10 protein-coding genes are annotated in these 12249 nt (G+C 63.6%); 3 read left to right on the top strand and 7 right to left on the bottom strand.

The window, feature by feature from the left end:
• Window positions 1-457 precede the first annotated feature (457 nt).
• Complete coding sequence (locus tag LHL23_RS20835) at window positions 458-2893, top strand: GcvT family protein (protein WP_226431406.1); 2436 nt, start codon at window positions 458-460, stop codon at window positions 2891-2893.
• A 70-nt stretch (window positions 2894-2963) separates the two neighbouring features.
• On the opposite strand, the gene LHL23_RS20840 is transcribed toward LHL23_RS20835, so the two are convergent.
• The 3 genes from LHL23_RS20840 to LHL23_RS20850 all read right to left on the bottom strand — a co-directional run bounded on the left by LHL23_RS20840 (window position 2964) and on the right by LHL23_RS20850 (window position 6128).
• Window positions 2964-4229 carry an ABC transporter permease gene (locus LHL23_RS20840; protein ID WP_226431407.1) on the bottom strand — a complete coding sequence of 422 codons (1266 nt, stop codon included), beginning with the start codon at window positions 4227-4229 and terminating at the stop codon, window positions 2964-2966.
• Window positions 4226-5032 (bottom strand): taurine ABC transporter ATP-binding protein, encoded by an 807-nt coding sequence (locus LHL23_RS20845; RefSeq protein ID WP_174145832.1) that lies wholly within the window; start codon window positions 5030-5032, stop codon window positions 4226-4228. Before LHL23_RS20845 ends, LHL23_RS20840 begins: the two co-directional genes overlap by 4 nt.
• Before the next feature lie 100 nt (window positions 5033-5132).
• Entirely contained in the window at window positions 5133-6128 is a 996-nt protein-coding gene (locus LHL23_RS20850; protein WP_222480262.1) for a taurine ABC transporter substrate-binding protein, read from the bottom strand.
• Window positions 6129-6335: 207 nt separating this feature from the next.
• On the opposite strand from LHL23_RS20850, the gene LHL23_RS20855 reads away from it, so the two are divergent.
• Both LHL23_RS20855 and hisD read left to right on the top strand, forming a co-directional pair.
• Window positions 6336-7307, top strand: a complete 972-nt coding sequence (locus tag LHL23_RS20855; protein ID WP_226431408.1) for a LysR family transcriptional regulator — start codon at window positions 6336-6338, stop codon at window positions 7305-7307.
• A 154-nt stretch (window positions 7308-7461) separates the two neighbouring features.
• Window positions 7462-8739: a histidinol dehydrogenase gene (hisD, locus tag LHL23_RS20860; protein ID WP_226431409.1), complete on the top strand. Its 1278-nt coding sequence runs from the start codon at window positions 7462-7464 to the stop codon at window positions 8737-8739.
• A gap of 13 nt (window positions 8740-8752) precedes the next feature.
• On the opposite strand, the gene LHL23_RS20865 is transcribed toward hisD, so the two are convergent.
• From LHL23_RS20865 to LHL23_RS20880, 4 genes are read right to left on the bottom strand one after another with little or no spacing between them, the layout of a single operon-like run.
• On the bottom strand, window positions 8753-9271 hold the full coding sequence (locus tag LHL23_RS20865; RefSeq protein WP_226431410.1) for a nitrous oxide reductase accessory protein NosL: 519 nt from the start codon (window positions 9269-9271) through the stop codon (window positions 8753-8755).
• On the bottom strand, window positions 9268-10089 hold the full coding sequence (locus LHL23_RS20870) for an ABC transporter permease (RefSeq protein WP_039186586.1): 822 nt from the start codon (window positions 10087-10089) through the stop codon (window positions 9268-9270). The genes LHL23_RS20865 and LHL23_RS20870 overlap by 4 nt, the downstream gene beginning before the upstream one ends.
• Window positions 10086-10988 carry an ABC transporter ATP-binding protein gene (locus LHL23_RS20875; RefSeq protein WP_226431411.1) on the bottom strand — a complete coding sequence of 301 codons (903 nt, stop codon included), beginning with the start codon at window positions 10986-10988 and terminating at the stop codon, window positions 10086-10088. The genes LHL23_RS20870 and LHL23_RS20875 overlap by 4 nt, the downstream gene beginning before the upstream one ends.
• Entirely contained in the window at window positions 10981-12249 is a 1269-nt protein-coding gene (locus tag LHL23_RS20880; protein WP_226431412.1) for a nitrous oxide reductase family maturation protein NosD, read from the bottom strand. The genes LHL23_RS20875 and LHL23_RS20880 overlap by 8 nt, the downstream gene beginning before the upstream one ends.

Consider the following 12249-nt stretch of genomic DNA (forward strand, 5'->3'; position numbering starts at 1 on the left):
TGCGCGCCGAGGCGCAAGCCGTCAACGCTCCTGCGCCTCATGCCAGCAGAAAGCTGTTTCCTACAGGCAGGTAAAAACATCGTGACACGGGCAGGGGTTAACGAAAACGGGCCTCTGGAAAAGGGCCATCCAGCAGGGCCAGAGCGCCCTGACAAATGGACAGGTGCAAGCCGGGCGCGGTCCCTGCCGCAGCGGAAACCGCCGCCGGATTTCACGCGCTATCTGACTTCTCCGGTCTTACCCGCGACCGAGTGCCAGTTGCGCTAATGACGAGCCGCACCGCAACCTGACCCGGTGTTTTTTGCCGCCGCTTGCTCCCGAAGCCGGATCGTTGCAGCTCCATCTTCGCAATTCGTTCAAGCTTGCTTTCTATTTTCTGCAATATGCGCCTGTCTGGCTTGCCGCCGCAGCCGCCACGCCGCTTAGTCAATCTGGATCTATGCGGGAGGGACCATCCATGAAATCGCGCACCAAGGTTGTGGTGATCGGCGGCGGCATCGCCGGCTGCTCCACCCTCTACCACCTCACCCAGGAAGGCTGGAGCGATGTTGTTCTGGTCGAACGCAACGAATTGACCAGCGGCACCACCTGGCACTCGGCAGCGCAGGTGACGAATTTCGGCATGAACCAGACCATGGTCGGCCTGAAAAGCCATTCCATCGCGCTCTACAAGAAACTGGCCGAAGACCCGGGGTATCCGATCAACTACCACCACGGCGACGGCGGCATAAGGCTTGCCAACACCGAGGCGCAGATGCAGGGCTACCGCCACTTCGCCTCCATGGCGCGCAGCATGGATGTGCATTTCGAGGTGATTGATGCGGCAGAATGCGCCCGCCGCCATCCGCTGATTTCAACCGGCAACCTGGTGGGCGGGCTGTGGGACCCGCTGGATGGCGACATCGACCCGGCGCAGCTATGCCAGGCGCTGGCCTATCACGCGCGCAAGGCCGGAGCCGAGGTTTACCGCAACACGCCGGTCACCGCCCTCACCCAGCACAAGGACGACACCTGGACCGTTCACACGGAACACGGCGATATCGACTGCGATATCGTGGTGAACGCCTGCGGCTACCGGGTGAACGAGGTCGGCGCGATGATGGGGGTGCACCACCCGGTCGCCTCGATGGAGCATCAGTATTTTCTGACCGAAGACATTCCCGGCATCATAGAGGTCGGCCGCCGGATGCCGCTGATCCGCTGCCCGATCTCCGACTATTACTGCCGCCAGGAAAAGAACGGCCTGCTGATCGGCTTCTACGAACAGGATTGCAAGACCTGGGGCATGGACGGGATCGACCCGAATTTCGTCAACGCCCTGTGCCCCGACGACCTGGAACGGGTGATGGATGTGCTGGAGGGTGCGTTCGCGCGGATGCCCGCACTGCGCGAAACCGGCATCCGCGCCATCGTGAACGGCCCGATCACCTATACTATCGACGGCGCTCCGCTCATTGGCCCGATCCCGGGCAAGCGCAACGCCTTCTGCGCCATCGGCCTGCGCGCGGGCCTAGGCGAAGGCGGCGGCCATGGCTGGCTTTTGGCGCAGATGATCGTGCATGGCGAGGCCTGCTATGACACCTGGTGCATCGACCCGCGCCGTTTCACGGGCCACGCAAACGTGGAGCTGTCCGCCCTGAAGGCCATCGAGGACTACCAGAACGAATTCCGCTTCCATTTCCCGCACGAGCACCGGCCGGCAGGCCGCCCGGCCAAGACCACGCCGCTCACGCCAGTGATGGCCGCGGAGGGCGCTGAATTCACCGTGGTGAACGGCTGGGAGCGGGTGGACTACATCAAGCCCGCGCCGGATTTTCACCCTTCACTCACCTTCAGCTTCGACGAGGCCTTCAACGTGGTCGCGGCGGAAGTGAAGAACGTTCAGAACAACGCGGGCCTCTGTGAAGTTAACGGCTTCAACCGGATCGAGATTACCGGCGCAGACCGCCACAGCTTCCTCGACCGGATGTTCTGCGGCGCGGTCATCAAACGTGCGGGCCGGGTTGGCCTCGGCTACCTTCTGAACCACCACGGCATGGTCAAGGGCGAGGCCACGGTGGCCAACTTGCCCGCAACCGACCGCGGGCCGGAGCGGGTCTGGTACGGCTCCGCCGCGGCCAGCGAATTCCACGACATGGACTGGCTTGCCCAGCACATCCGGCCTGGAGAAGACGTGCAGCTCCGCTCCCTCACCAATGACCAGACCATTCTGGTTCTGGCCGGCCCGCGGGCGCGGGACGTGCTCTCCGCCTGCGCCCGGGGAGACTGGTCCCGTGACGCCTTTCCCTGGCTGTCAGTGCGCGAATGTTTCATCGGCTTTGCCCCTGCCACAGTGATGGGCGTCAGCTTCTCCGGCGAGCTGGCCTATGAAATTCACATCCCCAACGCCTCGCTCTACGCCGCCTACTTGGCACTGCGGAAAGCCGGGGAAGAACACGGCCTCAAGCTTTTCGGCGCCCGCGCGGTGGACTCGATGCGGATGGAAAAAGGCTTTCTGCACTGGAAGGCTGATCTGATCACCGAGTTCGACCCGTTCGAGACCGGTTTGGACCGGTTCGTGAAGCTGGAGAAGGGTGATTTTACCGGCAGGGAAGCTCTGCTGAAACGCCAATCCGAAGGTGCGCGCAAGAAGCTGGTCACCCTTAATGTAGACACCACCCACTCCCCGGCCCATGGCGGCGCCTCGATGATGCAGGGCGACAAGGTTGTGGGCACCGTCACCTCCGGCGGCTGGGGGCACCGGGTGGGTATGAACCTTGCCTATGCGTTTATGAACCCGCAACTGGCCGAAATCGGCAGCACCATGCAGCTGGACCTTTGCGGAGATCTGGTCCCGGCTAAGGTGATCGCCCCGTCGCCATACGATCCAGGCTTTGACCGCATCCGCGGCTGATCCTTTCCTGAACAGCAAAACGCCCGGGGAACTCCCCGGGCGCTTTTTTGCTTTTGCGGCTGCTCTCAGATCAGCTGCGGCCTTTCCAGGGCACCAGCCAATTCTCTGCCTTGCGCATCAGAATATCGATGCCGTAGCCGATGATGCCAATCAGCACGATGCCCATGATCACGATGTCAGTCAGCTGGAACTTGGAGGCCGCGATGATCATCATGCCGGCGCCCTTTTGAGCCGCAACCAGTTCGGCGGCCACAACCGTGCCCCAGCAAACCCCCATCGCAACCCGTGCACCGGTGAAGATTTCCGGCAGCGAGTTCGGCACGATCACATGGCGCATGATCTGCCACTTGGAAGCGCCCAGCGAATAAGCCGCGTGAATTTTCGAGATGTTCACTCCGGACACACCGGCCCGCGCCGCAATGGTCATGATCCAGAGTGCTGCCAGGAACAGCAGCACGATCTTACCCGTCTCCCAGATACCGAACCAGATGATCACCAGCGGGATCAGCGCGAGCGGAGGTACCGGCCGCATGAATTCGACAATCGGGTCGAACCAGCCGCGGAACCAGCCGGACAGGCCCATGGCATACCCCAGCGGGATGCCCACGATGGCGCCAGTCACAAAGCCCGCCACGACCCTGAGCAGCGACCAGCCCAGGTGCTGCCACAGCGAGAAGTTCTGATAGCCCTCATTGGCGATCTCAAAGAACCGCGACACCACGGTTTCCGGGGCCGGCAGCCAGATCGGGTTCATCTGCATGCCGCTGTCAGGGGTAAAACTGATCGCGCCCTTTCCAGTCAGCGTCACGGTGCCGTCTCCGGTGTCGACCGCGCCGCCAATCGCAATCGGCTCGCCGTTGATCGCCACGATCTTTGCGCCGTCCCGGCGCTTGGCCTCGTCGTTCTTGTCAAACAGCAGCGTGGTCGAACGCCCTGCTTGCGCCGCCAGCGCGTCATTCGCGGCAAAGCCGCCGCCGCCCTCGACCTCGAACTTCTGGACGTCCTCGCCAAACCCGAAGACCCGCACGGTGACATCGGCGTCATCCGTGGCGCCATCGGCGTTTTCCAGCGTGTAGGTGAAGGTGGTCTCACCGGTGAATGGCCCTGGGACGTGGATCGGGAACAGCTTGGAGCCGGTGAACGCCGCCCAGATCACGAAAATCACCAGAACCGATATGATCGACGCCGCCCGGTCCGGCGTGACCGCACTTTCGTCGCCGAAGGTCACGGTCTTGAGGCTGGTGAAGTCCTGCCGCGACTGCATCCCCTTGCGGATAACCTGGACCAGGAAAAAGGCGCCGGCAAACAGCGCGATATAAAACAGAAGTACGCTCATGCCACTTGCTCCGTCCGGCCCATGATCTCCTCTTCCATCTCCCAGATCATCGAGAGGATCTCATCGCGGGTCTCGGCAAAGCCTTCGGATTTCTTGACGTCGCGCAGGTCCGCATTCACGCCGCGCTCAGCAAAGGGCAGCTGGTATTCGCGGTGAATGCGGCCCGGGCGCGGCGCCATCACGATCAGCCGCTCGCCCAGCAGCAGCGCTTCCTCCACCGAGTGGGTGATCAGGATGATGGTCTTGCCGGTCTCCTTCCACAGCTTCAGCACCAGGCCTTGCATTTTCTCCCGTGTCAGCGCGTCAAGCGCGCCCAGCGGCTCGTCCATCAGGATCACGTCCGGCTCATTCGCCAGGCAGCGGGCCAGCGCAACACGCTGCTGCATGCCGCCAGACAGCTCATAAACCGCCTTTTCCTTGAAGTCCTGCAACCCGACGATTTCCAGCAAGTGGTCCGAGATTTTTTCCCGCTCCGCCTTGCCCATACCCTTCATCCGGGGGCCGAATTCCACATTGTCGCGGACGTTCATCCATTCAAACAAGGCGCCCTTCTGGAACACCATGCCGCGTTCGGCATCGGGGCCGGTCACCACATGGCCATTCAGCTCCACCGCGCCTTCGGTAGGGGCCAGGAACCCGGCCAGAATGTTCAGCAGCGTGGTCTTGCCGCAGCCTGACGGGCCCAGCACCGACAGCAGCTCCCCCGCCTGCAAATTCAATGAAACGTCTTTCAGCGCCTGAACCGAGCTGCCGTTGGGCAGGTCAAAACGCATGGAGACACTCTTGATGTCCAGTCCCGACATCGCTTCCCCTTCCTGTTAGCGCCAGTATGCAGCCGCGCTGCAACCGCGGGAACGGACGGCCCGGCAGGCGGGCCGTCCGGAATGGCCGGTTTCTTCCAGCTCAGTTCAGCGCAGCTTCCAGCGGCGCGCTGTTCACCGCACCGTCATAGGAGTCGAGCGCTGCCTCGATGCTGCCCGCGTTCACGAACACATCCGCCACGCCTTTCATGAAGCTCTGAGCGCCGCCGCCCAGCCACTTCCCGGACAGCTGGTCCTCAGCCGAGGGGAAGCTGAAGGTGGCGATGGTGGCCTCGGCATCGGCCAGATCCATACCTGCGTCCTTGGCAATCACCGGCAGCATCTCATCCTTGCTGTCGCCCGCATTCCACATTGCATTGGCATCTGCGGTCACTTTCAGGAACTTGCTCAGAAGCGCGCCCTCCTCCGCGATGAAGCCCGCGGGCGCGCTGGTCACGTCAAACACCAGAATGCCCAGCTCTTCCTTCTCGGCACCGGTCAGCAGAACGTTGCCGTGCTCCAGCATCCGCCGCAGCGCGCCGCCCCAGCCGCAGACCATGTCCAGATTGCCCTGGGCAAAGGCCGCCGCACCGTCGGCGGGGGCCATGTCGACGATTTCCATCGACCCGACATCAACCCCGAAATGCGCCATCTGCGATAGGAAGCCATAATGCGCAGCGGTGCCGATGGGCACGCCCACCTTCTTGCCGTTCAATTCACCGGCGTTTTCCTTGTCGATCTCCAGCGCCTCGGCGACAACGCAGTTGTCATTGTCCGAATAGCTGACCGCCACATCCACGGTCTGGATGTCCTGCCCTGCAGAGGTCGCAACCACGAACGGCGGCACGCCCTGGCTGACGGCAATCTGCACGTCGCCTGAGGCCATCGCCGCCGACATCGCGGTGCCGGTATCGAAGGAGACCCAGTTGATCTTGACGCCCATCTCTTCTTCATAGGTGCCATTGGCCTTGGCAAATTGGAACGGCATCGGCCACTCAAGAAAATAGGCCACGGTGATTTCGTCGAGTGCCGAAGCCTGGGTCGCCGGAATCGCGGCCGCGGCTGCACAGGCTGTTGAAAGCAGATACTTTTTGATCATATTAATAGTTCTCCCAGTTGATACACCGGACCCGTTCTCCGCGGGCCTTCAGGCTTGGATTTTTGCACGGCAAACCATATCCGGGAAGCAATTTGGCAGTAGAATAAAGTTACTCTTCCGGCGAATGTAAAACTTAGTTTCGTTTTTTACGGATGTAATGGCGTGCAGCTGCTGATAGCATATGCAAACCGCAAGGGAGGAAGGCATATGCAAAAGACGCTGAGTCTGCGCTGGCTGGAGGTATTCCAGCTGATCTCCAAGTCGGGATCAATCCAGAAGGCCGCTGCGGAAACCGGCCTTTCGATCAGCACCGTGTCAAATCACTTGCGCAGTCTGGAAAACGCCCTTGGCGTAGAACTGGTGGACCATACCCGCCGCCCGATGGGGCTGACGCCGGCCGGGGTGGTCTTTGCCCGCTATGTCTACGACGGGCTGATGACGCTGAGGCGCGGCGAGGCGGAAATCCGCTCCGGCAGCTGGCAGCACGCCACCGATCTGCGGATGGCGCTGCTGGATGATTTCGACAATGAGGTCGGCCCGGAGCTGTTCCAGTTCCTCTCCACCGCGCTGCCCCGGTGCAGCTTCCGCCACTACACCCGCCCCAGCCACGAGATCATCGAGAAGCTGCAGGCCCAGAAGCTGGACGCAGGCGTTGCCACCCGCCCGTCCGGGCTGTTGCCCGATCTGATCGAGTACCCGCTGATGCGCGATCCGTTCATCCTGGTGGTGCCGGCAGGCTACACCGGCAGCATCGAAGAGCTGACCAAGGCAGACGCGCCCTTGCCTTTCCTGCGCTATTCCCGCGACCACACCATCGGCAAGCAGATCGAAACCCAGCTGAGCCGCCTCAAGATCGCCCTGCCCAACCGGTTTGAGCTGGAATGCAACCAGTCGATCATCGGCCTGGTGTCCGAGGGCAGCGGCTGGACTGTCACCACCGCTGCCAGCTACCACCGCGCCCAGCGTTTCCATGATAAGGTCAAAGTGGTGCGTTTTCCGGGCAAGAGCTTTGCCAGAACGGTCTCGCTGTTCACCACCAGCGTCTATCCCGCTGCCACTTCGCAACTGATCCACGAGGCGCTGCAGAAATCCCTGCGCCTCCACTTCACCGACCCGATCAGCCAGCGCTTCCCATGGCTGGGAGAAGAATTCCGGACGCTGCCCGCCAAAGACGCCTAGGCCCCCCGGCAATTAGAAACAAACATCCGTGTTTTTCGAAATCTGGCGGCCATAGCTTGACGGTTTGGCAGCTGGAGCGCTGTTTTAGGCGCATCCCGCGCCGTGCCCTTGCAGCACATCCGGCGGCCCGCAAACGGAAAATGAGCTGACCCAAATGGCAATCACCTATCTGAAACAGGCCCAGCCCCGCCCCGCCGCCGAGAACAGCGGCATCCGCGACACCGTCGCCGTGATGCTTGCCAATATCGAGCGGGAGGGTGAGGAAGCGGCCCGCCGCTATGCCGAAAAGCTCGACGGCTGGACCGGCCCGGCCGTGGTGAGCCATGCCCAGCGCCGCGCCGCCTGCAACCGGGTGCCGGATCAGCTCAAGGAGGACATCCGGTTCGCGCACGCCAACATCCGCCGCTTTGCCGAGGCGCAGAAGGCCACGATGGGCGAATGCGAGGTAGAAGTGATCCCTGGCCTGATTGCGGGCCAGAAGCAGATCCCGGTGTCCAGCGCCGGCTGCTATGTGCCGGGCGGGCGCTACAGCCATATCGCCAGCGCGCTGATGACGATCACCACCGCCAAGGTGGCTGGCGTGCCCCATATCACCGCCGTCTCACCACCGCGCCCCGGCACCGGCATCCCCGATGCGATCATCTATGCGATGGACCTCAGCGGTGCCGACCTGATCCTGAACCTGGGCGGGGTGCAGGGCATTGCCGCCATGGCGCAGGGCCTGTTCGGATCGCAGCCCGCCGACATCCTGGTCGGCCCCGGCAACTCCTACGTGGCGGAGGCCAAGCGGATGCTGTTCGGCCCGGTCGGCATCGACATGTTTGCAGGCCCAACCGATTCACTTCTAATCGCCGATCACACGGCTGACATTGAAACGGTCGCCTGGGACCTGGTCAGCCAGGCGGAACACGGTGCCGACAGCCCAGTCTGGCTGGTCACCACCAGCGAGCCGCTGGCCAAGGGCGTCATGGCCCGCGCACAGGCGCTGATTGATAAGTTGCCCGAGCCCAATCTCTCTGCCGCTCATCGCGCCTGGCACGAACGCGCCGAGGTCGTCCTGTGCGGCAGCCGTGAAGAGGCCGCGCAGGTGGCCGACCGTTACGCGCCGGAACATCTGCAGGTGCAGGCAGAGGATCTGGACTGGTGGCTGGAGCGCCTCACTGCCTATGGCTCGCTGTTTCTGGGCAAGGAAACCACGGTGTCCTTCGGCGATAAGGCTTCAGGCCCGAACCACGTGCTGCCGACCAGCGGTGCCGCGCGCTATACCGGCGGGCTGTCGGTGCACAAGTTCACCAAGACCGTGACTTGGCAGCGCTGCAATGCCGCCGCCTCGCATGAACTGGCCCAGCGCACCGCCCGCATCAGCCGGATGGAAGGGATGGAAGGCCACGCCATCGCCGCCGAGATGCGGCTGCAGCCCGAAACTGTCTGAAGCTGCTTCACGCTCAGGACGGGGTCTCCAGCTGCTGGTCCAGATCAACCGGCCCCAGCACGGCTTCGTCAGGTATACCCTCGAACCCGGCGACGGTGCCGCCATAGCGCTGCGAAAACCGCGCGGCCGCCTCGGGCGAGGCGAACGGCACAACCTCCGGCGCGCCCATGCCGCCCGCGACGTTGGAGCCGACCACGAAATGCGCTTCGTTTGCGTTAATCCAGTTGTCGGTGCCGGGATGTTCCCAGCTCGCCGCTGCGCCCATGTCGCTCACATAGATCGCGGTGATCTCCGCATCCCGTTCCGGGCTTTTCACATAGGCCGCCAGATCGCGCACCTGGGCAAAGAACAGGGGTGCCGGAAAACCGTTGAGATGGATCTGTCCCTTGGGTCCGCCGTGCTCCGCGACATTCATCTGGCAGAAGTAGCTGAGCGCCGCCTCCGTCAGCTCCACCGGTGCAGGCGGCGCCTTGGCCTCCTCCTCCTGGCAGGCGGACAGGACCAGCGCAGCCGCAAGGATAAGGCGTTTCATGGCTCCACCCTCCGGAATGCGGCACAGGCCAGCAAAAAGCCCAGCGCGGGCCACAGCAGCAGCGACAGCGGTGCGGCCCAGCCGGGCAGCGCACTGGCTGCACCTGCCATACCGCTGGACAGGGCCACGCTTTCCGAGGCCGCCACGTTCCACAACCGGAACGCATCTGCCGGATTGGCAACCATCACCCAGGGGAAAATCTTCTGGGTAAAGACCCCGCCGCTGTCCATCACCACGGCCCCCAGCAGTCCCAAGTCATAAAGAACCACAAACACCAGCCAGACTCCCGCAGACAGACCCGCGGCAGCTGTTGCACCGCTGCTGAGCGCCGACAGCGCATAGCCCAGCACCAGGAATACGGCGCCCAGCAGGATCGATGTCAGCACCAGCCGACCCAGCGCCATAAGGCTCTCCGCCCCCGCGCCGCCGAACCATGCGGCAACGGCCCCCGCCGCGCCAAATCCGATGCACATGGCGACAGCCAGGGCGGCCAGATGCGCCATCAGCTTGCCCAGCAGAATCTCGGCCCGCCCCGCGGGGTAGGCCAGGAGCAGGGCAAGGCTGCCCCGGTCGCGGTCGCCTGCCACCGCGTCAAACCCCATCATCAGCGCCAGGAGCGGCGCCAGGTAGACCGACAGGGTGGTCATCGAGGCGACCGAAACCGTCAGCATGTCCACCCCCAGCGTTCCCGTCGGCGCCGATCCGGCAAAGGACAGCGCCAGCGCAAAGGCCAGCATTATCAGCGTCGCCATGAACAGCCAGCGGTTGCGGCGCAGGATCAGCATCTCGGCGCGGGCAATGGCAAAGGCACGTCTCATTTGCGGTCCTCCCCGGAGTAATGGCGATAGAGGTCTTCCAGCCGCGGCGGCACCATGTCGATATCGGCCACCGCATCGCCCATGGCGGCGATCTTGCGCAGCTCGGCCATCTTTTGCTGCGGCGAGCACAGGATCTCGACCGAGGCGCCGTTGATCCGCCGCCCGCCGGTCTCTGTTGCGATCCGGTCGGCGTGCGCGCCGCTGGCCTGCACCCGCAGCTTGACCGGCAGCCCGGCCTGGGCCGACAGGCCCGCCAGCGTGTCATCCGCGACCTTCACACCCTTGCGCAGAATGGCGATACGGTCGGTGCGCGCCTCCACTTCTGTCAGCGCGTGGGAGGCGATCAGCACCGCCGCACCCTGCTCCGCCAGCTCGTTGATGATGGCATAGAGGTCCTGGCGCGAGATCGGGTCCAGGCCGCTGGTGGGTTCATCCAGCAGCGCCAGCTTCGGGCGGCCCAGCAGGACCTGTGCCAGCCCCAGCCGCTGCCGCATCCCCTTGGAATAAGCGCCGATGCGGCGGTGCATTGCCTCGCCCAGCCCGACCCGTTCCAAGAGGCCCTCGATGTCAGCGCGTTCACCGGAAAGGCGGGCAAACAGCGCCAGCTGTTCATGCCCGGTGAGCGCCGGGTGGAAACTGACCGCCTCTGGCAGAAAGGCAGTGGCCGCCCGCGCCGCGGCGCTGCCGGGCGCCGCACCGCAAATGCGGATGCTGCCGCCCTCATGCCGGATCAGGCCCAGCACCGCCTTGATCATCGTCGACTTGCCCGCGCCGTTGTGGCCCAAGAGCGCCAGCCGCTCGCCCGGTGCGATGTCCAGGTCGATGCCATGCAGCACCTGGGTTCTGCCGCGGAACTTGTCCAGCGCGCGGATCTGCAGCGGGCTGTTTGCGTTATCCATCTTGTTCAACCTTTCTGGCGGCCCCGGGCCGCTCTGGCCGCATCAGCGGGTGGCTGTCGATCACCCCGCCGGGCAGCAGCGCCGGGAACGCCGACTGCGACCAGCGCACCAGCTGCACCGCGGGCGATCCCATCAGCAGTTTCGCCGCTGGCTGGGTCCACAGCACATGGTCCATGCTGTCATTCGGACGGTAGGGCGCATCGGCGATACCATTCCCGTCGACGTCAAAACCTGCAAAGTCAGACCAGTAGTTGCCCTGGCCTTCTTCGCTCCACTCCACCCATTTGGTAGAGACAAATTTCACCTGGTGCCGGTTGCCGACAAAAGCGTTCCCGACCATCCGGTTGCCGTCACTGCCCGCGGTAAAGTGGATGCCGATGCCGCAGCCCTCGAACCAGTTGCCGGAGAAATCATTCTTGTGCGCGTTGTAGAGGAAAGTGCATTTGTCCTTGGCGCCCTTCACATAGTTGCCGCGCACCTCGCCCTGGTTGGCATAGTTCAGCATCACCCCGTGATCGCGGTCGTTCAGCGACACATTCCCGGTCACCTTGACCCGCTTTGAGAACATCACCGCATAGCCCAGGTGATTGCCGATCGAGACATTGCCCGATACTTCGGAATTGTCGGCATACATGTAATGCACGGCAAACCGCAGGTCGCGGAAAGTGTTGTTGGTGAAGGCGTTCTTCTTGGAACTGTTCACAAAGATCCCGTCGCGGCCAAATCGGATGTCGTTGCCGTCCACCACCGCGCCAGGCGCGTTCCAGACATAGACCCCGTTGCCGCGGGCGTTCATGTGCCGGTCGAGACGCCCCTCGATCCGGTTGCCCTGCACCAGGCTGTCCCGGGCGCCGTGAATATCCACACCGTAAAGGTTGCCCAGCAGCACATTGTTCAGGATCTGCGGCGCCTTTGCGGTCTTGGTCAGCTTGATGCCGCTGTCGATCTCCTGATGCGAGGAGCCGGAGCCAACAACGGTCAGGTTCTGAACGGTCACGCCCGGCCCGGTCACGGTGATCACCGATCCCTTGCCCTGCCCGTCCAATGTGGCCTGGCCCTGCCCGTCCAGAATGACAGGCCGGTCCAGCACCAGGGTTTCGGCGTATTCGCCGGGGGCGAGGCGGAGGGTGTCGCCATCCGCCGCCTGCGCCAGTGTTTCAGCGATGGCCCCTGCCCGGTTGGGCACATCCCAATCCGCCGCCCAGACGGGCGCCAGGCCGGCAAGGGCCGCAACCAGGGATATGGGCAGGAGCCGTTTCAT

This window comes from Leisingera sp. McT4-56 (assembly GCF_020514995.1).
In the GTDB taxonomy this organism is placed as follows: Bacteria; Pseudomonadota; Alphaproteobacteria; order Rhodobacterales; family Rhodobacteraceae; genus Leisingera; species Leisingera aquaemixtae_A.